The organism is Klebsiella sp. WOUb02, from assembly GCF_050058015.1.
Lineage (GTDB): Bacteria > Pseudomonadota > Gammaproteobacteria > Enterobacterales > Enterobacteriaceae > Klebsiella.
The window spans coordinates 2,379,484-2,405,938 of sequence record NZ_CP170110.1 but is presented as its reverse complement, the minus strand read 5'-3'; the positions used below and the strand labels follow the sequence as shown (position 1 = coordinate 2,405,938).

Here is a 26,455-nt window from a genome sequence, read left to right as displayed (position 1 = left end):
TGTCCCTTAATTACATAACCTCTTGTAAAACAATCGGATGCAACCCAGTTTCACCATCGCCAGATAATTCCTCGCCGTTTTGTCGTAACGTGTGGCAATGCGGCGGTATTCTTTCAGGCGACCAAAGCACCTCTCAACAACATTGCGATTGCGGTAGGCTTCACGATCGAGTGGTGAACGACCATCTGTGGCCATTTTTTCATTGGATTTACGCGGGATGACAACTTTTATCCCTCTTCTTTTCAGTTCGTTACGTAACGCATGTCCGGAGTAGGCTTTATCAGCCAGTACTGCATGACCACGGCGCTTGATACTTCCGTTCTGGCGCTGAACACCGATACCGTCCAGAAGACGTTGTGCAAACTGGCTTTCGTGAGCCTGACCGGGACTCAGTACGATGTTTAACGGCAGACCACTTCCGTCTGTCGCCAGATGAATTTTGGTGCCAAAACCACCGCGAGAGCGACCCAGCCCATTATCTCCGGTGATATCGGGTTGTTTTTTTGCGCACCGGCAGCACATTTCAGCGCCCGGATATTGCTGCCATCCAGTGCAGTGGCCGACCAGTCCACGAGGCCATGTGCATCCAGAGTCTGAAAGTAACTTGTTGAAAATAATGTTAATCACACCCGATTTTGACCATCGGTTAAAGCGGTTATAAACGGTCTTCCATGGGCCGTACCGTTCAGGTAAATCACGCCATGGTGCACCTGAACACAGCACCCAGAACATGCCGTTGATGATCATACGATGCTCCGCCCACGGACGCCCGGCCTGTGGAGAGGCAGACGCTGCTGGCAGAAAGGGTTGGATGATAGTCCATGCTTCATCGGGAATGTCGTAGCGAGCCATAGTTTAATATGTTGTGGAAACAGACAGTTACTATAGCTCAGGTGATTACGGGACACAGCCTAGCTGGATAAGCTATTACGAGCTGGGGGTTAATATTCCGGCGCTGTTCGACTGGGATAATCACTATGCGGAAGGCGCCAATAACACCTCCCGCCGTATGCTCTATACCGGGCTGAAGAGCGACACCTGGGGGACGTTAACCTACGGTCAGCAAAACAGTATTTATTACGATGTGGTCGGCGCTAAGACCGATATCTGGGATTACGACATGGTCGCCCAGGCGCCGGGTAACGGCATCAATGGCGATTACGACGGTTCTTATCGCTCGCGCAATATGCTCAAGTATAAGAAATCCGCCGGCGACGTCGATCTGTATGCTTCTTATCTGTTTGACGATAATGAGTATCTACCGGGGAACGGTCTGCGCTATAAGCGTAAAGGCGGAGGCTCCGTGGGCGTGGATTACCACATCATGAAGGACCTGAGCTGGGGGACGGCGTGGAACTATACGCGCGCTGAAATGCGCGATCCGTCCAGCGCTGAGAATAAAACCTATGACCAGAATATCCTCGGTACCGCCCTAAGCTGGACGCCGGATCGCTGGACCTTCTCCTTCGGCCGCGGCTGGTATCAGAACTTCCTGACCACCAAAAAAGTCGATGTGAATAACTACTTCGCCGGCGATGCCTGGGGTATTGAGTACTTCGCGGGGTATAAAATCCCGGTTGGCCAGTACGCGCTTAAATCCGTTCAGCCGTACTTTATGGGCGACCGCCTGGAATACGTGAACGGACGTAACTACCAGCGCATTGATAACGGTCTCGGGGTTAGCTTCCAGCTGGATTATGGCTTCAGCGTTGATTACGAGCACGTCTTTACGTCGAGCACCGACAACCTGGGCGATATGAACCTGGTGCGTCTGCGCTACGACTTCTAAACCGCGATCTCCCGCGCAGCGCGATGCGGCAAATCCCGGATTGCGCTGCGTTTTCCCGGGCTAGCGTGCCAGCCAGCAGGCAACGTCCTGCCAGGTTCCGCGAAAGATAATCTTCTCTGCCTTTTTACCCAGCTGATAGCGATACATCGGGTCGTAGTACTCTTTCAATAGCGGAACGAGCCACGCAAAATGCGCGTCGGTGCTCGCCGTACGCAGCTGTTCGGCCAGCGCGTCATCAAGCAGGGCGCTGAGCTGGGCAAAACGCTGGAGCCCCAGGCGACGGCGGATAGCGAACAGGCCGTGGTGCAGATAGGCGCCGTACTCCTGCCAGCCCCGATCTTCCCCGTACGCGGCGATAAAGTCACGGTGCATCCGGTCAAAATACTCCTCCCGCAGGCGTGCCAGGCGGAGGTCAAACGGGTCCTCCACCACCGCCAGCGGCGACTGCGCCATGCGCTCGCGCAGGCATTCCGGCAGGTGGTTGGCGCCTATCATATGCCCCTCATCTTCCAGCACCCAGCGGCGCTGGCTGGCCGCTTTTTTCAGCATGGCTACCGCGAGGTGGTTTTCAAACGTTGCCTGAGCATGCTGGTCGCGCAGCGTGCGCCCGAACGAAGAGCCGCGATGGTGGGCGAGCCCTTCGAGGTCGATTCCGTCGGGCCGCGCGCTGACCAACTGGGTTTTCCCGTTGCCGGTGCAGCCGCCGATCAGCACTATCGGGCGCTGGACCAGCTCCTGCGTCAGCCTGGATGGCGGCCTGACGCAGCGCCTTATAGCCGCCGACGATTAGCGGGTAATCGATGCCCGCTTCGCGCAGCCACTGCTGAACAATGTGCGAGCGCTGGCCGCCGCGGGCGCAGCAAAGATAGCCCTGAGGATTGCGCAGGCAGGCTTCACGCCACGCCTGCAGACGTTGGGCGCGAAGGTCGCCATTGACCAGACGATGGCCGAGCGCCAGGGCGGCCTCTGCCCCCTGACGTTTATAGCAGGTGCCGACGGCGGCGCGCTCTTTATCGTCCATCAGCGGCAGGTTGATCGCCGCGGGGAGAGCGCTTTGGCTGAATTCAACCGGGGCGCGCACGTCAATCAGCGGGGTCTCCGCGGCGAGAATGGCGCGGTAATCCGTCCCATTATTCATGGGTCTTCCTTTTACAGTGAAACCGAGATTTTCTGTCAAGCGAAGGAGGGATTCTACGCGCCTGAAGGCGTGCCGGGGAAGGAATAACGCGCTTCCCCCGGCACGAAAGGCTTAGCTGAGCTGCGACTGCGCCCAGAAAATACCGCTGGCGTACTCCGGCGGCAGCAGCGGTTTTAACGCCTCGAGCGTGGCGCTCAGGCGGTCGGTATCGCTGTCGGTGAGGTTCAGGTGGCCCACCTTGCGGCCCGGACGAACCTCTTTGTCATACCAGTGCAGATGCACCAGCGGCAGCTTCAGCCAGTCGTAGTTAAGATCGGTGCCAATCAGGTTGATCATCACCGACGGGCTGTTGACCACCGGCGGCGGCAGCGGCAGGTCGGTAATGGCCCGCAGATGCAGCTCAAACTGGCTGATGGAGGCGCCATTCTGCGTCCAGTGGCCGCTATTGTGCACGCGCGGGGCCAGTTCGTTGATCAGCAGACCGTCGGCGGTGACGAAGCACTCCATCGCCATCACGCCGACGTATTGCAGTTCGTCCATAATGGCGGAGAGCATACCTTCGGCCTGATCCTGCTGGCGGGCGTTGGCCTGCGGGAAGGCCACGCTGGTGCGCAGGATCCCGTCCTGATGCAGGTTGCGGGTCAGCGGATAGAACACCGTACTGCCGTCCTGAGCGCGGGCGCCAACCAACGACACTTCGCCAGAAAAGTTAATGCCCCGTTCGACGATACATTCGCCGTAGTTATCGTCAGGCAGCTGCGCGCAGTCGTCTTCACGCAGACGCCACTGGCCGCGGCCGTCGTAGCCGCCGACGCGGCGTTTAACGATAGCCAGCTCGCCGAGGGTCGCGAAAATCTCCGGCCACTGGTTTTTATCCGCCAGCAGTCTGCCACGGCGCGGTGGCGAGGCCCAGCCGGTCGAATAGCTGCTTTTGCGTCAGGCGATCGGCAATGATGGGAAACACATCGCGGTTAACAAACGCCGGGTGACGCGCCAGTTCGCGGGTGAGGGCCGTTTCCGGCCAGCGTTCGATTTCCGCGGTGATGACGCTTTGCTGAAACGGCACCGCTTCAGGATCGGCCTCAAGGCCAACCGGCCACACCGCGATACCCAGCGGTTCTCCGGCCTGGCGCAGCATGCGGCCGAGCTGGCCGTTGCCGAGGATGCAAACCTGCTTCATGCCGCACCCCGTGGGTCCGGATTCTCCAGCACTTCATCGGTTTGCGCCTGACGCCATGCGCTCAGGCGCTGGTGCAGTTCGGCGTCGTGCTGCGCCAGAATCTGCGCCGCCAGCAGGGCGGCGTTGGCGGCGCCGGCTTTGCCGATAGCCAGGGTGCCGACCGGGATCCCGCGCGGCATCTGGACGATGGAGTAGAGGCTGTCAACGCCGCTCAGCGCCGCGCTCTGTACCGGCACGCCTAAGACCGGGACTAGCGTTTTCGCCGCAATCATGCCCGGCAGATGCGCCGCGCCGCCCGCACCGGCAATAATCACCTGATAGCCGTTGCTCTCCGCGCCTTCGGCGAAGCTGAACAGCTTATCGGGAGTACGGTGCGCGGAGACCACTTCAACGTGGTGCGGAACGTTCAGGGCATCAAGGATTTCTGCGGCAAACTGCATGGTAGCCCAGTCGCTTTTGGACCCCATCACGATGGCGATACGCGCCGAATTATTGCGGGAAGACATGCGTCTTAAAACTCCTGTGGGTGTGCTTCACACTGCTTTAGAGGCCACAGAGAATAACACGATATACGGGAGAGGAAAACGGTTGCGTAGGCTGATGGCGGCGGAAAATAGCGCGATAATTAAAACGGAAAAGGGATCAGCTCAACGTCGTCTTTGGTGACCTTAACCATCGAGCCTTCGCTGTGCCACGCGCCGAGGACCACGCGAAAAGCCGGCATGCCGTTAGCCTCCATTTGATGGATGGCCGGGCGATGGGTATGACCGTGGATCAGCCACTGGACGCGATGCTTTTCGAGGACCGCCGTTACCGCCTGCGGGTTAACGTCCATTATCTCCATCGACTTACTGCTGTTGGCCGCGCTGCTGCTGGCGCGCATTTTCGCGGCGATACGGCGGCGAATAAACAGCGGCAGGGCGAGGAAAAGGCGTTGGACCCACGGCGTATGCACCTTAGCGCGAAACGCCAGGTAGCCGGCATCGTCGGTGCACAGGGTATCGCCGTGCATAATTAAAACGCGGCGGCCGTAGAGATCGAGCACGTTCTCTTCCGTCAGCAGCGTCATACCGCAGGCGCGGGCAAAGCGCTGGCCGATAAGAAAATCGCGGTTGCCGTGGACAAAAAAGCAGGGGACGCCGGAGTGGGTCAATGCGCTGAGCGCGGCGGCGATTTCCTGATGCAGCGGGTTAGGATCGTCATCGCCCATCCAGGCTTCAAATAGGTCGCCGAGGATATAGAGCGCGTCGGCCTCGCGGGCCTGGCCGCGTAAAAAGCGGAGAAAACCGGCGGTAATCGCCGGTTCTTCGGTTTGCAGATGCAGATCGGCAATAAAAAGTGTCGCCACGAATTATTCGCTGACGCTGACGCTTTTGATCACCACATCTTCTTTCGGCACATCCTGATGCATGCCGCTGCGTCCGGTAGAGACCGCTTTGATTTTGTCGACTACGTCCATGCCTTCAACGACTTCAGCAAATACGCAGTAGCCCCAGCCCTGCAGGTTTTCACCGGAGAAGTTCAGGAAGTCGTTATCGGCTACGTTGATGAAGAACTGCGCGGTGGCGGAGTGCGGCGCCTGAGTACGGGCCATCGCCAGCGTACCGCGGGTGTTTTTCAGACCGTTGTTAGCTTCGTTCTGGATCGGAGACTTGGTTGTTTTCTGCTCCATGCCCGGCTCAAAACCGCCGCCCTGGATCATAAAGCCGTTGATAACACGGTGGAAAATGGTGTTGTTGTAGAAACCTTCGCGGCAGTAGTCCAGGAAGTTTTTAACTGTTTCCGGCGCTTTTTCGTCAAAGGTTTTGATTACGATATCGCCATGATTAGTGTGGAAAGTAACCATTTTTGCATCCTGTTCCGATGATTGTGGTGCTTGAACCCAAGGTTGGGCGTGACATAGGGGGCTGTTATAGCATAACCGCGGGGTTGGATCACCTTGCATTGTGTGCTGCTTCGGGGTTGAATTCAGGTTAGAATACGCGGCTTATCACTACGCACGTTTACACGGAATCTTCGATGTTAAAAATTTTTAATACACTGACGCGCCAAAAAGAAGAGTTTAAACCTATTCATGCCGGGGAAGTTGGCATGTACGTGTGTGGTATCACCGTTTACGATCTCTGTCACATCGGCCACGGCCGTACTTTTGTCTCTTTTGACGTGGTGGCGCGCTACCTGCGCTTTCTCGGCTATAAGCTGAAGTATGTGCGCAACATTACCGATATTGACGACAAAATCATTAAGCGTGCAAATGAGAACGGCGAAAGCTTCGTGACGCTGGTCGATCGCATGATTGGCGAAATGCACCAAGATTTTGATGCGCTGAATATTCTGCGCCCGGACCTCGAGCCGCGCGCGACGCATCATATTGCGGAAATTATTGAAATCACCGGGCAGCTGATCGCCCGCGAGCACGCCTACGTGGCGGACAACGGCGACGTGATGTTCTCGGTTCCGACCGATCCGAACTACGGTCAGCTGTCGCGCCAGGATCTGGAGCAGCTGCAGGCGGGCGCTCGCGTTGACGTGGTTGACGTCAAGCGTAACCCGATGGACTTCGTGCTGTGGAAGATGTCGAAAGAGGGCGAGCCGAGCTGGCCGTCGCCGTGGGGCGCCGGGCGTCCGGGCTGGCACATCGAATGTTCGGCGATGAACTGCAAGCAGCTGGGCAACCATTTTGATATTCACGGCGGCGGTTCGGATCTGATGTTCCCGCATCACGAAAACGAAATCGCGCAGTCCACCTGCGCGCACGACGGTGAATACGTGAACTACTGGATGCACTCCGGCATGGTGATGATTGACCGCGAAAAGATGTCGAAATCGCTGGGCAACTTCTTTACCGTGCGCGATGTGCTGAAGTTCTACGATGCTGAAACCATCCGCTACTTCCTGATGTCCGGCCACTATCGTAGCCAGCTGAACTACAGCGAAGAGAACCTGAAGCAGGCGCGTTCCGCGCTGGAGCGGCTGTACACCGCGCTGCGCGGTACCGACAGCGGCGTAGCCGCGGCTGGCGGCGAGGCGTTTGAAGCGCGCTTTGTGGAAGCGATGGACGACGATTTCAACACCCCGGAAGCCTATTCGGTGCTGTTCGATATGGCGCGCGAAGTGAACCGTCTGAAAACCGAAGATGCGCAGGCGGCGAACGCGCTGGCTGCGCATATGCGTAAGCTCTCCGGCGTGCTGGGCCTGCTGGAACAGGAGCCGGATGCGTTCCTGCAGAGCGGGGCGCAGGCGGACGACGGCGAAGTGGCTGAGATTGAAGCGCTGATTCAGCAGCGTCTCGATGCGCGTAAAGCGAAGGACTGGGCCGCTGCGGATGCCGCGCGTGACCGTCTCAACGAGATGGGGATCGTGCTGGAAGATGGCGCTCAGGGCACCACCTGGCGCCGCAAGTAGGCTGGAGCCGTACCCCGGACGGGGAGTCCGGGGAGATCGGAGCCTTTCGCGAAATAAATTAAGCGAAATAAAAATGCCGGACCTTCAGGGGCCCGGCATTTTTTTATTCAGCGACGGCAATCAGGCGGTGATGGTTACGCTCTGGCCTTCAAAGCTCACCGTCTGGCCGGCAACGATCTTGCAGCGTTTGCGGGTTTCAACCGCGCCGTCGACTTTAACCAGACCGTCGGCAATGACGATTTTTGCCTGCGCGCCGCTTTCGCTCCAGCCTTCCAGCTTCAGCAGATCGCACAGCTCAACGTGCGGGTGTTTACCCAGAGAAAAGGTCGCCATCTTAGGCCTCCTGAATGTCGTGATACTCTTCGCACGCCTGCAGCGTGTTCTGAATGAGGGTGGCAACGGTCATTGGGCCGACGCCGCCGGGGACCGGCGTGATGTATGACGCGCGTGCGGCGGCATCTTCGTAGACCACGTCGCCAACAACTTTGCCGCTTTCCAGGCGGTTAATCCCGACATCGACCACAATCGCCCCTTCTTTAATCCATTCGCCCGGAATAAAGCCCGGTTTACCGACCGCGACGATCAGCAGATCGGCATTTTCGACGTGCTGGCGCAGGTTTTTGGTGAAGCGGTGGGTCACGGTGGTGGTGCAGCCTGCCAGCAGCAGCTCCATGCTCATCGGGCGGCCGACGATGTTAGAGGCGCCGATCACCACCGCGTTCAGGCCGTAGGTATCAATGTTGTAGCGCTCAAGCAGCGTTACAATACCGCGCGGCGTACACGGGCGCAGACGCGGAGCGCGCTGGCACAGGCGGCCGACGTTGTAGGGATGGAAACCATCGACGTCTTTATCCGGCGCAATGCGTTCCAGCACTTTCACATTATCGATCCCGGCAGGCAGCGGCAGCTGCACCAGGATACCGTCGATCGTCGAATCGGCATTCAGCGTATCGATAAGCTCCAGCAGCTCCGCTTCGCTGGTGGTTTCCGGGAGATCGTATGAGCGGGAGATGAACCCCACCTCTTCACACGCTTTGCGCTTGCTGCCGACATAAATCTGCGATGCCGGGTTGCTGCCAACCAGCACGACGGCCAACCCTGGAGCGCGTTTTCCGGCCGCAGTGCGCGCCTTCACTTTTTCCGCGACTTCAGAGCGCACCTGCTGCGCAATCGTTTTACCGTCAATAATTTTTGCTGCCATCAGAGAGAGGATTCCATCTGTATCTTAACGAAAGGGGGATGCGGATATTTTGTCAGAAGCCAGCCTCCCTGTCAGTCCTCGTTTGATTTTTTATCGCTTTTCGGCGCGAGGGGAGACGATAAACCATATCGTTGAGGCGGATTTAAGCGCAATAAATGGCGGACCAGTACGCATTTAAGCCGATGTTATGCCGGGAAATGACGAAGAGGATTGGATAATCCTTATGCGCCGGCTGGCGCATAAGTAGGCAAGTGGGCTGCAGAAAACAGTTTGGTGGCAAAATGCATTGACTCATCAGGCGTGCACCGTATAATTCCCGGCGATTGCACATCATGAAGCTCCCGCTTCTCAGTGCGCCCTTAGCTCAGTTGGATAGAGCAACGGCCTTCTAAGCCGTAGGTCACAGGTTCGAGCCCTGTAGGGCGTACCATTTAAACTCAATGAGTTATCCATTTCCTCCAGCCGCTGATTTTCCCTTGTGGGACATATTTGGGACAACTTCCTCAAAAATCCAGTCAATCTTCCGCGCATGTTCCGTTAAATGATTCGGCGCAAGGTGCGCATAGCGACGTATCATCTCAACGCTCTCCCACCACCCATTTCCTGCAGTAATGAAAACGGAAGTGTTCAGTGCCGGCCCGCTTACATGCCGGGTTCCATGCACGGTTATCATCACCTTACCGCGGGTGTAAATGAACTATCCGGTCGATTGCCGGGGCTGGGATGACACGACGTTGTGCAAAAGCCGCGAGACGACGACCGGCATGTGTCGGTATTGGCGTCCGGGGAGGCCTGGGATTTACCCACCTGGATGGCGGATGTTAAGAATATAAATTAACCAGGTGAAATGAAAAGAAAAAATATCTCCCCCCAGCATCTACCAGGGCAAGTGCTGGGGGGAGATCGGGGGAAAGTGATTACTTACGCGCGTCCAGCAACTGCTGCGCGTTGTCGGCGGTTACCACGGTCCACGGAATATAGTAGTGCTTCTGCGTACCGCCATCCCATTTCAGGTCTTTGGCGTACTGCTTCCAGATCTCGGACTGCGGCTGGTAGCTCTCGCCCTTCACCGCCCGCAGCGCCACGTCGATAGAACCCTGCATCTGGCCCTTCGCATCCTGGAGGATGGAGACCATCTCTCCGGCCTGTACCGCGTGGATGGCATCGGAGACGCCGTCAACGCCCGCGATGGCAAAGTCTTTGACGTTTAGGCCTGCGCCCTTAATCGCTTCAATCGCCCCCAGCGCCATCTCATCGTTCTGACCAATCACGCCGTTGATTTTGCCGCGATGTTTTTGCAGCCAGTTCTCCATCAGCGGCTGGGCTTCGGCGCGCGACCAGTTAGCGGTCTTACGCTCCAGCACCGTCACCTGGCCTGCGCCGCACTCCGCGATGGCCTTATCGTTGCCTTTACCGCGCTGAATCTCGCCGCTGCCGCCTTTCGGCCCTTCGATAATCACCACGTTCACTTTATGGTTCTTACAGTCGAGCTTATCCAGCACCGCTTTGGCTTCCAGATAGCCGCCGAGCTCATCGTTAGAGACCACTTCCGAGGTCATATCGTCGGTGTGCAGGCGCGCGTTGGTAACCACCACCGGGATTTTCGCCTCATTGGCGTTGGTGACGATATCGATGTTGGCTTCATAATCCATCGGGTTAACGATAATTGCGTCGGCGCGGGTCTGAATCGCCGTGGCAGCCTGGTCGTTCTGCACCGAGGCGTCGTAACGTCCGTCATAGAACGTCAGCACCGCTTCGCCGCTTTTCACCGCCGGATGCTCCTTCGCGTAGCGCTCCATCAGCTGCACGAACTCGGCTTTGTTGCCGTACATCAGCACCGCAATTTTCACTGGCGCCGCCTGAGCCGCCGCCAGACTTCCCATCATCATTGCTGAAGCAAACAACGCAATTTTGGTCTTATTCATTATTCTTCTCCTGTAGGGGGGTTGCAGTTTAATTAATCGCGCTGTTGCTTACGCGATGGGTCGAGCAAGACGGCGACTACGATCAGCGCGCCTTTGATAATCTGTTGGTAGTACGATTGCACGCCGAGCAGGTCGAGGCCGTTATTCATCACCCCGATAATCAGCACGCCAAAAAAGGTCCCCACCAGGGTGCCGACGCCGCCGGCCATGCTGGTGCCGCCAATGACCACCGCGGCGATGGCGTCGAGCTCATAGCCCGCGCCGGCGTTGGTCTGCGCCGAACCGGTACGGGCGGTGAGGATCAGCCCCGCGATGCCTGCCAGGGCGCCGCACAGGGTATACACCAGCACCTTGATGCGGATAACGCTAATTCCGGAGGTGCGGGCGCTTTTCGGGTTGCCGCCGACGGCATAAACGTAGCGGCCAAAAATGGTTTTATTCAGCAGCAGCCAGGCGAGGGCGAACAGCAAAATAAAGATGATCACCGGCACCGGGATGCCGCCGACATAGCCGTTGCCCAGCCAGCGGAAATCGCTATTGAGCTGCGAAACCGGGTTGCCGTTGGTGGTCAGCATGGTCAAACCGCGGGCGGCAGACAGCATCCCCATGGTGACGATGAACGGCTGCAGGCGATAGCGGGATAAGACGGTGCCGTTGATCAGCCCGCAGACGATACCGATAGCCAGCGCGACGATCAGCGGCATCATCACCGCGGTGGCGGTATCGCCGATCGCCAGTCCGCTGTTATTGGTGGCGAAACGGGCGGCGACAATGCCGCTGAGCGCCAGCACCGACCCGACCGACAGATCCACCCCGGCGGTGATAATGACAAAGGTCATACCGATCGCCAGGATGCCGTTGATCGACACCTGACGCAGAACGATCAGCATGTTTTCATCGCTAAGAAAATAGTTGCTGCTCCAGGCTCCCTGGGTGACCTGATATTCGCCAATCAGCGCCACGATCAGGCACAGAACGAAGAAGGCGATGATAATGCCGTACTTGTGCATACGACGCTTATTACGGGTAAAAAACGAAATCCCGGGTGTTAAGGAGTGGGTACTGTTCATGTTTTATCTCTCTGTTAAACCGCGAGTTTCATCAATTCGGTCTGGGTTGCGTCGGCGGCGGTAAGCTCGCCGGCCAGCTGGCCGTCGCGAAACACTAAAATGCGATCGCTCATGCCGATAATTTCCGATAGCTCAGACGAGACCATGATGATCCCCTTATTTTTCAGGGCGAATTCCGACATAAAGCGGTAGATCTCTTTTTTGGCGCCGACGTCGATCCCGCGGGTCGGCTCATCCAGCAGCAGCACTTCCGGGTCGAGCAGCGCCCAGCGTCCCAGCACCACCTTCTGCTGGTTACCGCCGCTGAGGTTGCCTACCGGCTGCTCGCCATCATGGGTTTTGACGTTGAAGCGTTTAATCATTTCTTCGGTGCGCGCCTGCTCCTGTTTTTCGTTAACAAAACCGGAGCGACTGATGGCGGCGAAGGATGAAATATTGATGTTCTCGCTGACCGAGCGGCACAGCACCAGGCCGGTCTCTTTGCGATCCTCGGTGACGTAGGCGATACCACAGCCGATCGCCTCTTTCGGCGAGTGGCGGGCCAGGGTTTTCTCTCCCAGCCGGATGGTGCCGCTGTCGGCGTGCTGAATGCCGAACACCAGGTCGAGAAACTCGCTGCGTCCCGAGCCGACCAGGCCGTAGATGCCGAGGATCTCTCCGCGCTTAAGCTGCAGGCTGATGTCCTTGATCTTGTTGCGCCAGCGCAGGTTCTTCACCTCCATCATCACTTCATCGCCAGGCTGGTTGAACTTGGCGAATTCGCTGTCGTACTCGCCGCCGATGATGTGCTCAATCAGCTGCTCGCGAGTGATGTCCGCGATATAGCCCTCATGGATATAGGTGCCGTCGCGGAAGATGGTGTAGCTGTCGGCAATCTGAAAAATCTCCGACAGGCGATGCGAGACGTAAATGATCCCTTTCCCTTTGGCGGCCAGACGCTTAATGGTCTGGAAGATTTTCTGCGCGTCCTCTTCGCCAATCGCTGAGGTTGGCTCATCCATGATGATGATGTCGGCATTGGCATGGGACAGCGCCTTGGCGATCTCCACCAGCTGCTGCTCGGCGACGCTCAGGTTGCGCATCTTCTCCGTGGCGCTGATATTGAATTCCAGCTCCTTCAGCAGGGCGGTGGTGCGCTGATTGAGGGTTGTGAAATCGACAAAACCAAAGCGCTTCGGCTCGCGGCCCAGCCAGATGTTCTCCGCCACCGTCAGGTCCGGAATGGCGCTCAGCTCCTGCTGAACGATGGCCACCCCGGCCTCCAACGCTTCGCGAGGATGATGAAACTCGCGCCGCTGGCCGTTAATAAAGATGTCGCCGCCGTCGGGCTGAATAAAGCCCATCAGAATGCTGAGAAACGTCGATTTGCCCGCGCCGTTGCCGCCGCACAGCGCGTGAATGGAACCGCGGCGCAGGCAGAATTCGGCATTCTTCAACGCCACTACCGGGCCAAAAGCTTTCCTGACCCCGGTGACTTCCAGCAGATAAGCGGGCTGTTGGGTATGCGGATCGCGCGTCACAGTTGTACCTCCGGATAAGTCCGCTGCAGGCGTTGTAGATACCGTTGATAAAGTGCTTCGTACTGTTCCTGACGGCTGGCGTCAGGTCGGGTGTAGGTTGCCGGGTCCAGCGCGACAAAGCGCTGGCACAGTTCGGCCAGCAGGGCGCGGGCATCCTGTCCGGGACGATCCGCCAGGCTGGTGGCCCAGATTGCCTGAATCGCTCCGCCGAGAGCTGCGGCCTCTTTGACGCTTAAACAGACCACCGGGCAGCCCATCACATCGGCAACAATCTGCCGCCAGCCGGCGCTGCGCGCGCCGCCGCCGGTAAGACGGATTTCGCGCGGGTCAATGCCCTGACGGCGGAACAGTTCGATGCCGCAGCGCAGGCCGTAGGTGGCGCTCTCCACCACCGCCATGCAAAGGTTGGCGCGGGTAAAGTTATCGCTATCGAGGTTATGCAGGCTGGCGCGAGCGTGCGGCAGCTGCGGAACCCGTTCGCCGTTGAAGAACGGCAGCATCTCGACGCCGCCCGCGCCCGGCGTGGCCTGGGCCAGCAGGGCGTTGAAACCGGCGATATCCTCGTTCAGCAACGTCTGGACAGCGGTAGTGGCCGAAGTGACGTTCATGGTACAAATCAGCGGCAGCCAGCCGTTGGTGCTGGAGCAGAAGCCGGCAATCATTTCGGATTCCGCGCTGACCGGTTCGCCAGACCACGCGAACAGCGTACCTGAGGTGCCGAGGCTCATGGTGACCGTGCCCGCCGCGATATTGCCGCAGCCGATGGCCGCCATCATATTATCGCCGCCGCCGGTAGAGACTCGGGTTGCCGGGCTAAGGCCGAGCTTTGCTGCGGCTTCCGGGCGCAGGGTGCCGATGCAGCTCTCTGCGCTTTTCAGCGGCGGCAGCGCTTGCCACAAACGGCCGCTGTCATCGATAAGGTCGACCGTGGCTTTGTCCCATTGGCGGGTGCGGACGTTAAGCAGGCCAGTACCGGAGGCATCGCCATACTCGGCAACCCGCTCGCCGGTAAGCCAGAAGTTCAGATAGTCATGGGGCAGCAGCACGGTATGCAGCCGCGCCCACAGCGCCGGATGGTGGCTCTTAAACCAGAGAATTTTTGAGGCGGTGTAGCCGGTGGCGACCATCAGGCCGAGCTTTGCCAGCGACCCCTCAACGCCGCCGAGCTGTTGCAGCAGCAGGGCGTTCTCTTCCGCCGTTTCGGTGTCGCACCACAGCTTGACGCTGTGCAATACGTGGCCCTGTTCGTCCAGCGGCACGAAACCATGCTGTTGGCCGGAAACGCCCAGCGCCTGAATATCCAGAGGATCGACCTGAGCCTGGATAACCGCCTGGCGGAAGGCCACGATTAGCGCCTCGACCCACCAGTCGGCTTCCTGCTCGCGACGTCCGTTAGAGTCGCTGATAAGGCGGTGAGGCGCGCTGCCCTCACCGAGGATCGCGCCCTGTTGGCTGTCGACAATCACCACTTTTGTCCCCTGCGTACCGCAGTCTATGCCAGCATAGAGCGCCATGGGATCACTCCATTTCCAGCATGATTTTGATATCAGACGCATGGCCGGCGGCGGCGCGTTCGAAGGCGGTAACGCTGTCGACAAACTTATAGGTCTGGCTAATCAGCGGCTGTACCTGCAGTTTGCCGCTGCTCAGCAGGCGCAGGGTGCGCGGATACATGTTGGCGTAGCGGAAAATGGTTTTGAAGGTGATCTCTTTGGCCTGGGCGGCGACGATATCCATCGGCGCAGCATCGATCGGCATCCCCACCAGAACGGCGGTCGCGCCCGGCGCGGCGTGTTCAGCCAGGGTGGCAATTGCCGGTTTTGCGCCACTGCACTCGAAGACGATATCCGCGCCGTTACCGCTGGTCAGCGTGGCCACTTTGCCTGCCAGATCGCCGGTTTTGATATTCACCGCGTGCAGGCCTTCGTAGTTGGCGGCCACCGCCAGCTTCTCATCGAACAGATCGCAGATGATTACATCGGAACAGCCCCCTGCGAGCGCCGCCAGCGCGGTCACAACGCCAATCGGTCCTGCGCCGATCACCAGCGCGATATCGCCGGGCTTGATCCCCGCTTTGGTGGCGGCATGCATCCCGATCGCCAGCGGCTCTACCATGGCGCCTTCGGCAAAGCTGACGTTATCCGGTAATTTAAAGGTGAATGCGCCCGGGTGAATCACGGTTTCACGCAGGCAGCCGTGGATCGGCGGGGTAGCCCAGAAGCGAACCGCCGGATCGAGGTTGTAGATCCCGGCGCGGGTTTGCGCAGAGTTAAAATCCGGGATCCCCGGTTCCATGCAAACGCGATCGCCCGTTTTAACGTGGGTGACGTTTTTACCCGTCGCCAGCACCACGCCTGCAGCTTCGTGACCGAGTACCATCGGCGCTTCAACCACAAAGGGACCAATACGGCCATGCTGATAGTAATGCACGTCGCTACCGCAAATGCCGACGGAGTGAATTTTGATTTGCACATCGTTGTCGCCGAGCACTTCGTCAAAGCTGCGATCTTCGATAGCGATTTTACCGGCTTCTGCCAACACTAATGCTTTCATGTGACCTCTCTTTGCAATCATTTTAATGGTATCGATATCATTCAGTTGCGACGATCCTGGAGTAAATATGAAGTGAAAACTGTGACTGAAGTTAAAAATACTCAAAATATGTTAATCATCATGAGTGCATGTAACGCACTGAAGCGATTCACATCACGGAAATGAAACCTTAATGACGGGTTTAATGCTGACGACAGTGTTACCGATACCGTTTTTAATGCAGAGGATACGATGAATACACCGACTGATGCCGTCCAACGCACGCTTCATTTCCTGCAATTAGCTGAGATCGTTTTGACGGAGGAGGAAAAGCAACGTATTGAAATTGCGACATTTGGCTTGCCGGATTACCCGCTTTCCGGCCTGCAGCTTCTAACCTACATCAACTCCTCGCGCTACTGTGCGAAAGAGCTGGTGCTGTTTCCACGCCAGACCTGCCCGGAGCATCTGCATCCGCCGTTTGCCGGCACGCCCGGAAAGCAGGAGACCTTCCGCTGCCGTTGGGGTGAAGTGTATCTGTTTGTCGATGACCCCAGTCTGACGCTAAATGACGCCGACGGCGAGCCGGTCTGTCGGGTTCCGGAAGGCAGCGAGGCCTGGTATACCTGCGATCGCTACATCCGGCTGCGTCCGGGCGAGCAGTATACGATCGCGCCCAACACCCGCCACTGGTTCCAGGCCGGAGAGCAGGGGGCGGTGGTGTCGGAGTTTTCCTCTGAAAGCCGCGATGAGCTGGATATCTTTACCGATCCGCGGGTAAATCGTCTGGCCGGCGTAAAGTGTTAGCATCCGCATGAGAGTTCTGTCATGATGACGTAATGATACAAAATGATATGTTTTAACTAAGGAGCTGCATTTGGCAGTCGGTCGTGGACGGAAGGCGACGCTGGCTAGCGTCGCCGCGCAGGCAAACGTCAGTAAAATTACTGCCTCGCGGGCATTTTCTCAGCCGGACAAAGTGCATCCGGAAACGCTGCAGCGCATTCGCGAAACGGCGGCCAGCCTTGGCTATGTGGTCAATGCTGCCGCGCGTAATCTGCGGGCGAAAACCAGCAAAACCATCGGGATCGTCAACCCGGATATGGCTAACCCGTTCTTTGGCGGCCTGACGCGGCTTATCACCCTTGAAGCGCAAAAGATGGGCTACGACACGCTGGTGTTCGACTCCTATGAGTCTCAGGAGAGCGAAGATCGGATTATCGAAAAGCTGATCGGCTATAACGTCGATGCCATCATTTTGTCGGTGATCTCCAACGATCATCAGTATCGTCCGTCCTATCTCAAGCGGCTGGAAATGCTCAATATTCCGGTGGTGCTGGTGGACAGGGAGTGGACGATCGCCACTGTAGCGGGGTCTATATTGATAACCTCGACTGCGGGCTGCAGGCCGGGCGCTGGCTGCTGGAGCAGAAAGCGCAGCGCGTGGTGGTGGTCTCCGGGCCGGAAAACTCCAATGTCGCCCGGGAGAGGGTGACGGGTCTACAGGCGGCGCTGCTGGGGAAAGTCGAATATTTCGAAGTTCTGTATGCGGATTTCTTTATGGATATCGCGTGGCAGGAGACCAGCCGTTGGTTGGCGAACAACCCGGCGCCGGATTTTTTCGTCGGCTGTAATAACCAGATTTCGCTGGGGATTATCAAAGCCTGTCTTGAGCATCAATTAGATCTTAAGCAACAGCTCTCTCTGTTCAGCATTGATGAAGTCTCCCACGCCGGGAGCTACGGCTTCCATTTCCCCTGCGTTTCTCACGATCTGCAGGAGATCGCCTGGCAGGCTCTGAATCTGGCGATTCGTCGGGTGACGGACCCGGAGAGCAAGCCGGGTAAAGTGGTTGTGCGCGGTAAAATGCTGCCTTAAGTTGCCTGAACGGGCATGGAGAAACGTAACACAATGATATTGTAGAGTTTCATTCCGGGGGCGGTTCTGGCCGCCACCCGGCAGAAACGCCAGCCCAATATTGTCATCAACTCGCTATGTTGACGTACAAAACTGCGTCAGCTGGCCGACGGATTGTTCAAAATCACCGCTTAGCTAATGTATTGCTAACACTCTACCGATTCGAAATCGCTTAAGTTTTCAGCGAAATGCGTGGGAGGCTAATTGGGGGCGCCGACGTTTTTCGAACGAAGAAAAAACCAGCAATAACAAAGGGGAAAGGTATCTATTCGAATCCTGCAGGCGCCAAAAATTACCTCAATCTTCCGCGCATGCTCCGTTAAATGATTCGCCGCAAGACGAGCATAGCGGCGTACCATCGCAATGTTTTCCCAGCCACCCATTTCCTGCAGTAATGAAAGCGGAACGCCGGACTGAATTAACCTGCCGGCTCTGGTGTGTCTCAGGCCATAAAAACGCAAGCCTTCAATACCTGCTTCATGCGCGTTGAGCGATTTACGCTAACCATTGCGTTAGGTTATGACCATTCAGTCAAAAATCATATGGCGTCCTGGTTTTTATTTTTTAATGATTAATTTCAATTGGTTAAAATTAATCGAATCTTGATAAATCCAAAAAATCAACGTTTGGATCACTGTTTTGCTACATTTAAATTGACTGTTCGGTTGGTGGTGAATTACCTTTCGGTCGTTAGCTGTGTTTTTTTATCGCCACTCATTACCCGACCAGGTATGAGTTTTTCATTTCAGTGATGTCGTAATTTCAAGCAAGGGGTAAACATGTTTGTGAAGAAAACAGGTATTGCCGGCGCTGTAATGTTGGCCTTATTAGCATCAACACCGGCCTTCGCGGCTGAGAAAGAACCCGTTGTCGGTGTAGTTGCCATTGATCTGCAAAACTCATTTTTTGTCCGTATGAGGCAAGCAGGTGATGAAGCGGCGAAAGATTATGGCGTTAAAGTTATTTGGCAAGGCTCCGAAGGGAGCCTTGAAAAAGAAATCTCCAATATTGAAAACTTTGTCAATCAGGGCGTTGATATCATTTTGGTCGATCCGCTGGACCGCGCCGCTATTGCCACCGCGGTGCAAAAGGCAAAAGCAAAAAATATTCCGGTTATTGCGATGGGTAATAAAGTCGACGGTAACTGGAATTACAATACGCTGTATCCCGATTATTCAAACATGAGTACCGTTGCCCGCGCATTGGGTCAAAAACTTGGCGGTCAGGGTGAAGTCGCATTACTGATTGGCGGCAAAGGCAACTATACCCATGATACTTCAAGTTGCTGGAGCCTGAACCCAAGGTCGAAGTAGGAGGTAAGTTGTTGGAGTGCTACCATCCTGCAACTTGAAGTATCATGGGTATATGTCTCCGATACGCGGGAAAAAGCCTTTCGCGATGTGATGAGTAAAGAATTTCCGGGCATTAAACTGGTCGGTGTCGAGGCCACAAACTGGGACAGCTCGCGTTCCGCGGATGCTATGCAAACCTGGCTCTCAACCTACCCGAACCTGAAAGGCGTCGGTTGTTTTGCTGATTCGATTTGCGTCGCGGCAAAAACGATTGCTGATTCAAACGGTCGCCAGATCTCCTTTGTCAGCTATGAAGGCGACCCCGAAATGTTCCCTTATGTCAGCGATGGTTCGAACGTCGTTGATGTATTAAACGGGGCATCTCGTGTCGGGTACTGGAATATTGCCGTGGCGGCGCGTCTCGTCAAAGGCGCGAAGTATCCGGTTGATTTATACATGCCAACCTATTTTGTCACCACGGATAAAACGGCCGGAGAATTAAAAGCTAAAGGTTTGACTTTCCCTTATATCACGCCAGAAAAAGCCGCAATCGTCGCGAAAGATTATCGTGCTGAAATGGCGCCGTCGAAGCCTGATTCTGCCATGACGGTCTCTGAAAAATAAAATAAACCGTAGCTCGGTGCATAGCCGAGCTTTGGAGTATTCCGTTATGTTGCAAAATCGTAAGTCGCTGCCTTTTTTTTCTGGCTTAAACGGTAAAAAATTAAACCAGGAAATTATTTTATTTATGCTGATTGTTATGGCTATTGCTATCTTTGGCATAGTGACGCCGGGTTATTTATCGCCGGGTAATTTGTTAAATATTGGCCAGCAAACTTCAGTTATCGCTATCGTCGCGTATGCGATGACGGCGGTGATTATTTGTAAGGGGATTGATATTTCCGTCGGCAGCGTCCTGGCTGCGAGCGGCATTTTGACGGCCTTGATTATGCAGTCGAGCGGTATTCCTGGCTGGTTAGGTATTATTGTGGTGATTGCCATCGGCGCGGGTTTTGGCCTGCTAAATGGCACGCTGATTAGCCTGATTGGTATCAGCCCTTTTGTGACCACGCTGGCGGTTTATGCTTTTGCCAGAGGCGTCGCCCTCAGTTTCTCAGGCTCACAATCTATTGCCGTCGACTCGGCATTGTATCTCTGGTTTGGCCAGACAACTATCGCCGGTATTCCGGTCAGCTTATTAATCGCCGCGCTCTTCGCCGTACTTTGGATGTTTTTACTTAGCCGCACCATATTTGGTCGCTGGATCTATGCGACCGGCGGCAATACAGAAGCCGCCCATGCTTCATTAATCCCGGTGCGCGTGACCACCACGCTGATTTACGTCTTTGCGGGCGCCAGCGCGGGCGTTGGCGCGCTATTAACGACCGGCCGGGTGGGATCGGCGCAACCTTTGGCAGGATTAGGACTCGAATTTGCCGCGATTACCGCCGCGATTATTGGCGGTGCGAGACTTGCCGGCGGCCAGGGGTCCATATTAGGAACAGCCTTAGGCGCCTTATTACTCGGGGTGATCAACACCGGCCTATCCTTTCTACAGGTCTCCCAGCAGGTCAATTACTTTGTCACCGGTGGCTTCGTGCTGATTGCGGTGTTGCTTAGTCAGCGTAGTCTTTTGAAAAATATCAATATTAAATCCTTACTGTCGGCTAAACGCTCGGCCCATCCTGATGCGGCGGCGAGCGTCCAGTCGGCACACAGTTTTGAATTAAAAGGCATCTCAAAGATTTTCCCCGGCGTTAAAGCGCTGTCCAATGTGTCGCTGCGGCTCAATCGTGGGGAGGTTGTAGCCTTGATGGGGGAAAATGGGGCCGGTAAATCAACGTTGGTTAAAATACTCTCCGGGATCTATCACCCGGAAGAGGGGGAAATATGGCTGGATAATACCCGGATCAATTTAAAATCTCCTGCCGATAGCCGCCAGGCGGGTATTTCGGTCATCCACCAGCATTTCAGCCTGATTCCTGAATTAACCGTAGCGGAAAACTTAGCCCTCGCGCAATCGACGCTGCCGCGATATTTCGGCATTTCGCTTAATCGTCGCGCAATGCGGCAACAGGCCCGCGCCTTGCTCGCTGAGCTACAGCTGGAAATCAATCCTGATGCCAAAATTGCCGATCTCACTATTGGGCAATGCCAGATGGTCGAAGTGGCAAAAGCCATGATGGCAGATGCCTGGCTGATTGTGATGGACGAACCGACCAGCGCGCTAACGAATCCTGAACGCGATCAGCTCTATTTATTAATTAAATCCGGTAAACCCCCGGCTTTGCCGGGGGACTCCGAAAGGTTTGACCTTTAAGTCAGTCGCGCGAATCTGAAATCTCCGCCAAGAGATGAGGATTCGTGATGAGAGACTATCAGAGCTTAAGCCATACGAAATGGGACTGTAAATATCACGTGGTTTATATCCCTAAACGCCGGAAGCAGCGGTTATATGGTGCGCTGCGGCATGAGTTGGGAAAAATATTCCACGAGCTTGCGAGCCAGAAGGGCTGTCAGATTCTGGAGGGGCATCTGATGCGCGATCATGTCCACATGTGCATCAGCATACCGCCAAAGTACTCGGTATCGACAGTAGTCGGCTATCTGAAGGGAAAAAGTGCGATAGCGATAGCACGACACTTCGGCAGAGGTAAAAACTTCACCGGTGAAGTTTTCTGGGCTCGAGGTTATTTCGTTTCAACCGTTGGTTTGGATGAAGCCACGGTCAGGGCGTACATACGCAACCAGGAGAGAGAAGACGAACGATACGATCAAATGAAACTGAACGTATAGCAGCCGCCCTGGGCGGCTCATGGTTTGTCGGCGCCTTTGAGGCGCTCACCCTAAAGCCTCCGGCTCTGCCGGAGGATACTTACTGCACGCCTGTTGAAAAGACGCTGCTGCGTTCTCTATATCTCACACAAAATGCAGGAGATCTATACCCTCGCCAGTCGCGCCGTGGTGCTGCGGGATGGACAAAAAGTGGGCGAGGCCACGCTACCTGAAACAACAGAGGCTGCGTTAATCAACATGATGGTGGGCCGTGATATCGGCAACGTTTTCCCCTGGCGTCAGGCAGAACCTGGCGACACCTTGCTCAGTATTGAAGATCTCTCAATGGGCAGTCTGCTACAGAATATCAATATCTCCGTCAAACGAGGCGAGCTGGTGGCGTTGACAGGACTGATGGGCAGCGGTCGTACAGAGTTAATGCGCTGCATCGCGGGCTTAGACCATTTTCATCACGGGACGATACGCGTTGATCAATCGCAAATCACTTCTGGACATGCCCGCAGAGCCAGCCAATTAGGCGTCGCCTATGTTCCTGAAGATCGCCATAAAGAAGGTTTCATCGGCTGTATGTCTCTGAAGGATAACCTTTCTCTTCGCTGGATTTTGCATAACAGCTTCGTTGGCATCCTGCGCCGGTCAGCCATCGATAAATTAGCGAAGCAGCTGATTGCCCAACTCGGCGTCCGTCCTGCGGATCCCGAGAATCCGGTGAGCAGTTTATCGGGCGGTAATCAGCAAAAAATCGTCATTGGTAAATGGCTGGCAACCAACTCACGTTTGTTGTTGCTGGATGAACCCACTAACGGGGTTGATGTCGGCGCTAAATTTGAAATTCACAATCTCATTGCGCAATTAAAACAGCAGGGAATGGGCATTTTGATGGTTTCCAGCGAGCTTCCCGAAGCGCTTGGCGTGGCTGACAGAATCATTGTCCTCAGTAAAGGACGGATTGCCGGGGAACTTCCCCGGGGCGCCACGGAAGAGCAGGTGATGAGCCTGGCCTTTAAATACGTTTAAACAGGAAGAAATCATCATGAAATCATCGCATTCATGGATAGGCATGGTGTTGAACCTGGCACCGATACTGCTGCTGATCGTTTTACTGCTGCTCTTCGCGGCGGTAGATAACAGGATCGTTTCATTAAACAATCTCGTCATCGTGATGTTACAGGCAACCACCATTGCGCTGATGGGATTAGGCCTGTTTTGGATCCTGCTTACCGGCGAAATTGATTTATCTGCCGGTCACTTAGTCTCATTTTGCGCGGTGACCATGGGAACATTGCTGTCATCGGGGACGGAATTAATTCCAACCCTGCTGATTGGGCTGCTGGCGTGCCTGGCATTTGGAGTCTTTAACGGGGTAATGGTCGCTGTTTTAAAGTTACCCTCTTTTATTGCCACTTTAGCCACGATGCTGATTCTGCAGGGGGCCACCTTAATGGTGGCGAAAACCGGCACCATCCTGGTGATGAATCCCGTGCTACGTCGCTTCGGCGCCTTTACCTCTTCATGGGGGCTACCGCCCACCGTCATCTTTGTTGGCATCACCGCTTTGCTATGTGCCTGGATTTCCCGCCGCACGGCATTTGGTCTGAAAACCTATGCGGTCGGATCGTCGCTGGAACGAGCGGAACTCGCCGGCATCTCCGTCGTAAAACAGAAAATTGGGGTATTTGCGCTTTCATCGGTGTTTGTTTTTATGACGGCCGTGGTGTTTATTTCCCGCGTCCCGGTGGTGAATCCTAACGTTGGCGGTGTAAACCTCCTGCTGGATGCCATCGCGGCGGCGGTGATTGGGGGGACCAGCCTGTTTGGCGGTCGCGGCTACGTTAGCGGGGTGGTTTGCGGAGCGTTGATCATCAGTTTACTCACCGGCGCGCTGCGTATCCTCGGCGTCGACCCCTCAAGTCTCGATCTCTATAAAGGGGCAATCATCATCGGCATTCTCCTTCTCGATCGGTGCATCAACTATTTCCGTTTGCAGCGTAAGCAGGTAACTCAATGAAAGGGATAAACTTTGATGTCGTGGTTGTCGGTGCAGGCGTGGTCGGCTGCGCGGTCGCGCGCCGCTTTGTCCTCGAAGGCGCCACCGTTCTCCTGATTGAAAAGGGTAGCGATATTCTCTCCGGCGCCAGCAAAGCCAACAGCGCTATCTTACATACCGGATTCGATGCCCCGGTTAACAGCGACGAACTCGCCTGTATGCAAAGGGGGTATCGCGAATATCAGGCTATCCGGGAACGGCTTAACCTGCCGATATTACATACCGGAGCCGTGGTTGCCGCCTGGGATGAAGATGAATTTCGCCGCCTGCCTGACATCATGGCGCAAGCTAAACAAAACGGCGTCAACGACGTAGAAATGCTCGATCGCAAGCAGCTACTGGAACGAGAGCCTCAGCTCGCGCCGCATGTTTTAGGCGGGCTCTTAGTTCCCGGGGAGCATGTGATCGATCCCTGGAGCGCGCCCCTTGCCTATCTACGCCAGGCGGTTGATAACGGCGCCGTGGTGATGTGCAATACGGAATTGCTATCGGCAGTACGCCAGGAAAATTGCTGGCTGTTAACCACCAATCAGGGTGAGTTTCGCGCCGCGACCGCGATCAACTGCGCCGGGGTGTGGGGCGATAAAGTCGAAACCCTGCTGCTGGGCCAATCGCGCTTTACCATCAAACCCCGCAAGGGGCAGTTCGTGGTCTTTGATAAAGTGGCTTCGCGCCTGCTAAGCACCATACTGCTGCCGGTACCGAGTGAACGCACGAAAGGGATTGTGCTGGTCAGAACCATTTTTGGCAATCTGCTGGTGGGCCCGACCGCGGAAGAGCAGGATGACCGGCAGCACGCGACGGTTGAAAAAGAGACGCTAGAACAGCTGATTGCGAAAGCCGTTTCGCTTATCCCTGCCTTGTCTGATGTGCCCGTCACCGCAGTTTATGCCGGGCTTCGTCCGGCCACAGAGCGCAAAGAATATCGCCTCTATCATGATGCGGAAAAGGGTTACCTTGCGGCGGGAGGGATTCGCTCGACCGGTCTGACCGCCGCGCTGGGTCTCGCCGCACACTTATTTGACCTGTATAGCGATCGTCCAGGCAAAAACCTGACGCCTTTAGCTGAGCCCGTTTGTCATCCCGTTCCTAACCTCGCCGAACATTTACCACGCGACTGGCAGCAACCCGGCAACGACGAGATGGTTTGTCACTGTGAACGAGTCACGCGTCGTGAAATCGACGCGGCATTAAGCGGCCAGCTTCCGGCAAGAGATCTTGGGGGATTAAAAAGAAGAACGCGGGCCTGTATGGGGCGCTGCCAGGGTTTTTACTGCAGTAGCCGCGTCGCTGAATTGAGTCGCGAAAAGTGGGGCGATTTATTGATAACAGGGGACGTCGATGAAGAATAATATAGTTGCCGATGTATTCGTTATTGGCGGCGGTCCAGCCGGTATTGCGGCTGCGGTGGCGCTGAAACGCCAGAACGTTGGCCGGGTCATTGTTCTTGAACGGGAACCTGAAGTCGGCGGCATACCTCGCCATTGCGGCCACTCGCCTTTCGGTATGCGCGAGTTCGGCCGTGTGTTGCAGGGAAGTGAATATGCGCGACGTTTAGCCCAGCTGGCGAAAGCTCACAACGTTGAGGTGATGGCCAATACCACGGTTGTCAGTATTGAACCCAACGCGACGCTGGTGGTCAGTACCGCGGAGGGGATGCAGCAACTCCAGGCCCGGCGCATCATTATGGCTACCGGCGTACGTGAATCGCCGCGTTCCGCACTATTGGTCTCCGGCGATCGCCCAACGGGCATAATGAATACCGGAGCATTACAATCCTGGGTCTATCTCCGGGGGCTACAGCCGTTTAAACGGCCCTTAATTGTCGGGACGGAGCTGGTGTCGCTCTCCGCGCTGCTGACCTGTCGCCACGCGGGAATTAAACCGGTCGCCATGGTCGAGAGCCACGGCCGTCCTACCACCCGGCGTCCCTTTATGCTGCTACCCCGCCTGCTGGGGGTACCGGTAAATTATCAATGTGAGATTGTGCATATCGACGGGGTAAAACGGGTAGAGTCGGTCCGTATACGCCAGCGAGGCGTTGAGCGCGATATCTCCTGTGACGGCGTGTTATTTACCGGACAATTTATTCCTGATTCGGCCCTCATTCGCGCCAGCCATCTGCGCCTGGATCCCGCGACCGGCGGTCCTGAGATCGATCAGTTCGGCCGCTGCAGCGACCCTACCTACTATGCGACAGGCAATATGTTAAGAGCCCTGGAAACCGCAGGCTGGTCTTTCCGTGAAGGAAAACTGGTCGGCGAAATGGTCGCCAGCGATCTCGCTGCGGAAAACGCGGCTCCACCCGCGGATATCGCACTGCAGAGCGGCGATGAGGCGATCAAATGGCTGCTACCACAGCGTATCGTCAGCAGGGATATTGGTCAGGGGATCGACAGGCTCCAGCTTCGCGTCCGGAAGCCCGTACAGGGTGAACTGCAGCTGATTCAGCAGGGGCAGATTCTTTGGCAGAAAAAAAGGAGCCTGTTGCCGGAGAGACGGATCCTTATTCCACTATCGCAGCTGAAAAATTTGCACTCTGCTGAACCGATTACGATTGCCCTAAAAAATAAAGAGTAACCGGCTTAGCTTATGAAAATAATGGCCACGCTTATTAAGCTGAAGCAAATATGATATTAAACA

General features: G+C 56.0%; 19 protein-coding genes, 1 tRNA gene and 7 pseudogenes. 12 read left to right on the top strand and 15 right to left on the bottom strand.

The features are described 5' to 3' along the window. Positions 1-6: 6 nt before the first annotated feature. Positions 7-852, bottom strand: a complete 846-nt coding sequence (locus ABOC21_RS18505) for an IS5 family transposase (RefSeq protein ID WP_426812496.1) — start codon at positions 850-852, stop codon at positions 7-9. A gap of 61 nt (positions 853-913) precedes the next feature. On the opposite strand from ABOC21_RS18505, the pseudogene ABOC21_RS18500 reads away from it, so the two are divergent. After that, a pseudogene (locus ABOC21_RS18500) lies at positions 914-1,789 on the top strand (porin); the annotation flags it as partial. Positions 1,790-1,849: 60 nt separating this feature from the next. Here the strand turns inward: ABOC21_RS18500 and mnmH are convergent. The 5 genes and pseudogenes from mnmH to ppiB all read right to left on the bottom strand — a co-directional run bounded on the left by mnmH (position 1,850) and on the right by ppiB (position 5,953). After that, positions 1,850-2,927 (bottom strand): annotated as a pseudogene (gene mnmH, locus ABOC21_RS18495) (tRNA 2-selenouridine(34) synthase MnmH). A gap of 111 nt (positions 2,928-3,038) precedes the next feature. Next, positions 3,039-4,107, bottom strand: a pseudogene (purK, locus tag ABOC21_RS18490) (5-(carboxyamino)imidazole ribonucleotide synthase). Further along, positions 4,104-4,613, bottom strand: coding sequence for a 5-(carboxyamino)imidazole ribonucleotide mutase (gene purE / locus ABOC21_RS18485; RefSeq protein ID WP_426812821.1), 510 nt, complete (start codon positions 4,611-4,613; stop codon positions 4,104-4,106). Before purE ends, purK begins: the two are co-directional and overlap by 4 nt. Positions 4,614-4,732: 119 nt before the next feature. Then, the gene (lpxH, locus tag ABOC21_RS18480) at positions 4,733-5,455 is read right to left on the bottom strand and encodes a UDP-2,3-diacylglucosamine diphosphatase (protein ID WP_426812820.1); all 723 of its coding nucleotides are present in this window, start codon (positions 5,453-5,455) and stop codon (positions 4,733-4,735) included. A 3-nt stretch (positions 5,456-5,458) separates the two neighbouring features. Then, positions 5,459-5,953 carry a peptidylprolyl isomerase B gene (gene ppiB / locus ABOC21_RS18475; RefSeq protein WP_095094557.1) on the bottom strand — a complete coding sequence of 165 codons (495 nt, stop codon included), beginning with the start codon at positions 5,951-5,953 and terminating at the stop codon, positions 5,459-5,461. Between the two features lie 173 nt (positions 5,954-6,126). Between ppiB and cysS the strand changes: the two genes are divergently transcribed. Further along, positions 6,127-7,512, top strand: a complete 1,386-nt coding sequence (gene cysS, locus ABOC21_RS18470) for a cysteine--tRNA ligase (RefSeq protein WP_426812819.1) — start codon at positions 6,127-6,129, stop codon at positions 7,510-7,512. Between the two features lie 120 nt (positions 7,513-7,632). Here cysS and ybcJ read toward each other — a convergent pair whose 3' ends face one another. Both ybcJ and folD read right to left on the bottom strand, forming a co-directional pair. Beyond that, on the bottom strand, positions 7,633-7,845 hold the full coding sequence (gene ybcJ, locus ABOC21_RS18465) for a ribosome-associated protein YbcJ (RefSeq protein ID WP_095094561.1): 213 nt from the start codon (positions 7,843-7,845) through the stop codon (positions 7,633-7,635). 1 nt (position 7,846) lies between these two features. After that, on the bottom strand, positions 7,847-8,713 hold the full coding sequence (gene folD / locus ABOC21_RS18460) for a bifunctional methylenetetrahydrofolate dehydrogenase/methenyltetrahydrofolate cyclohydrolase FolD (RefSeq protein ID WP_426812818.1): 867 nt from the start codon (positions 8,711-8,713) through the stop codon (positions 7,847-7,849). A 353-nt stretch (positions 8,714-9,066) separates the two neighbouring features. On the opposite strand from folD, the gene ABOC21_RS18455 reads away from it, so the two are divergent. Beyond that, positions 9,067-9,143 (top strand) — tRNA-Arg (locus tag ABOC21_RS18455). Positions 9,144-9,158: 15 nt separating this feature from the next. On the opposite strand, the pseudogene ABOC21_RS18450 reads toward ABOC21_RS18455, so the two are convergent. From ABOC21_RS18450 to ABOC21_RS18425, 6 genes and pseudogenes are all read right to left on the bottom strand, one after another. After that, positions 9,159-9,439 (bottom strand): annotated as a pseudogene (locus ABOC21_RS18450) (integrase); the annotation flags it as partial. A 191-nt stretch (positions 9,440-9,630) separates the two neighbouring features. Further along, on the bottom strand, positions 9,631-10,638 hold the full coding sequence (locus ABOC21_RS18445; protein WP_426812817.1) for a substrate-binding domain-containing protein: 1,008 nt from the start codon (positions 10,636-10,638) through the stop codon (positions 9,631-9,633). Between the two features lie 32 nt (positions 10,639-10,670). Then, the gene (locus ABOC21_RS18440) at positions 10,671-11,648 is read right to left on the bottom strand and encodes an ABC transporter permease (RefSeq protein ID WP_426815532.1); all 978 of its coding nucleotides are present in this window, start codon (positions 11,646-11,648) and stop codon (positions 10,671-10,673) included. Positions 11,649-11,722: 74 nt separating this feature from the next. After that, the gene (locus ABOC21_RS18435; RefSeq protein ID WP_426812816.1) at positions 11,723-13,228 is read right to left on the bottom strand and encodes a sugar ABC transporter ATP-binding protein; all 1,506 of its coding nucleotides are present in this window, start codon (positions 13,226-13,228) and stop codon (positions 11,723-11,725) included. Continuing rightward, the gene (xylB, locus tag ABOC21_RS18430) at positions 13,225-14,742 is read right to left on the bottom strand and encodes a xylulokinase (RefSeq protein ID WP_426812815.1); all 1,518 of its coding nucleotides are present in this window, start codon (positions 14,740-14,742) and stop codon (positions 13,225-13,227) included. Before xylB ends, ABOC21_RS18435 begins: the two co-directional genes overlap by 4 nt. 4 nt (positions 14,743-14,746) lie before the next feature. Then, positions 14,747-15,781 carry an NAD(P)-dependent alcohol dehydrogenase gene (locus tag ABOC21_RS18425; protein ID WP_426812814.1) on the bottom strand — a complete coding sequence of 345 codons (1,035 nt, stop codon included), beginning with the start codon at positions 15,779-15,781 and terminating at the stop codon, positions 14,747-14,749. Positions 15,782-16,012: 231 nt separating this feature from the next. Between ABOC21_RS18425 and ABOC21_RS18420 the strand changes: the two genes are divergently transcribed. Together ABOC21_RS18420 and ABOC21_RS18415 are read left to right on the top strand one after the other, a co-directional pair. Further along, positions 16,013-16,567, top strand: coding sequence for a D-lyxose/D-mannose family sugar isomerase (locus ABOC21_RS18420; RefSeq protein WP_426812813.1), 555 nt, complete (start codon positions 16,013-16,015; stop codon positions 16,565-16,567). Positions 16,568-16,637: 70 nt separating this feature from the next. Continuing rightward, positions 16,638-17,638 (top strand): annotated as a pseudogene (locus ABOC21_RS18415) (LacI family DNA-binding transcriptional regulator). Positions 17,639-17,877: 239 nt separating this feature from the next. Here the strand turns inward: ABOC21_RS18415 and ABOC21_RS18410 are convergent. Next, positions 17,878-18,156 (bottom strand): annotated as a pseudogene (locus ABOC21_RS18410) (tyrosine-type recombinase/integrase); the annotation flags it as partial. A 300-nt stretch (positions 18,157-18,456) separates the two neighbouring features. On the opposite strand from ABOC21_RS18410, the pseudogene ABOC21_RS18405 reads away from it, so the two are divergent. The 7 genes and pseudogenes from ABOC21_RS18405 to ABOC21_RS18375 all read left to right on the top strand — a co-directional run bounded on the left by ABOC21_RS18405 (position 18,457) and on the right by ABOC21_RS18375 (position 26,392). Then, positions 18,457-19,593, top strand: a pseudogene (locus ABOC21_RS18405) (sugar ABC transporter substrate-binding protein). Between the two features lie 46 nt (positions 19,594-19,639). After that, positions 19,640-21,289 (top strand): ATP-binding cassette domain-containing protein, encoded by a 1,650-nt coding sequence (locus tag ABOC21_RS18400; protein ID WP_426812812.1) that lies wholly within the window; start codon positions 19,640-19,642, stop codon positions 21,287-21,289. A gap of 47 nt (positions 21,290-21,336) precedes the next feature. Continuing rightward, positions 21,337-21,765, top strand: coding sequence for an IS200/IS605 family transposase (gene tnpA, locus ABOC21_RS18395; protein ID WP_426812394.1), 429 nt, complete (start codon positions 21,337-21,339; stop codon positions 21,763-21,765). A 132-nt stretch (positions 21,766-21,897) separates the two neighbouring features. After that, the gene (locus ABOC21_RS18390; protein WP_426812811.1) at positions 21,898-22,782 is read left to right on the top strand and encodes an ATP-binding cassette domain-containing protein; all 885 of its coding nucleotides are present in this window, start codon (positions 21,898-21,900) and stop codon (positions 22,780-22,782) included. A 43-nt stretch (positions 22,783-22,825) separates the two neighbouring features. Then, positions 22,826-23,773 carry an ABC transporter permease gene (locus ABOC21_RS18385; protein WP_426812810.1) on the top strand — a complete coding sequence of 316 codons (948 nt, stop codon included), beginning with the start codon at positions 22,826-22,828 and terminating at the stop codon, positions 23,771-23,773. Further along, positions 23,770-25,164: an NAD(P)/FAD-dependent oxidoreductase gene (locus ABOC21_RS18380; protein ID WP_426812809.1), complete on the top strand. Its 1,395-nt coding sequence runs from the start codon at positions 23,770-23,772 to the stop codon at positions 25,162-25,164. Before ABOC21_RS18385 ends, ABOC21_RS18380 begins: the two co-directional genes overlap by 4 nt. Next, positions 25,154-26,392, top strand: coding sequence for an NAD(P)/FAD-dependent oxidoreductase (locus ABOC21_RS18375; RefSeq protein ID WP_426812808.1), 1,239 nt, complete (start codon positions 25,154-25,156; stop codon positions 26,390-26,392). Before ABOC21_RS18380 ends, ABOC21_RS18375 begins: the two co-directional genes overlap by 11 nt. Positions 26,393-26,455: the final 63 nt, after the last annotated feature.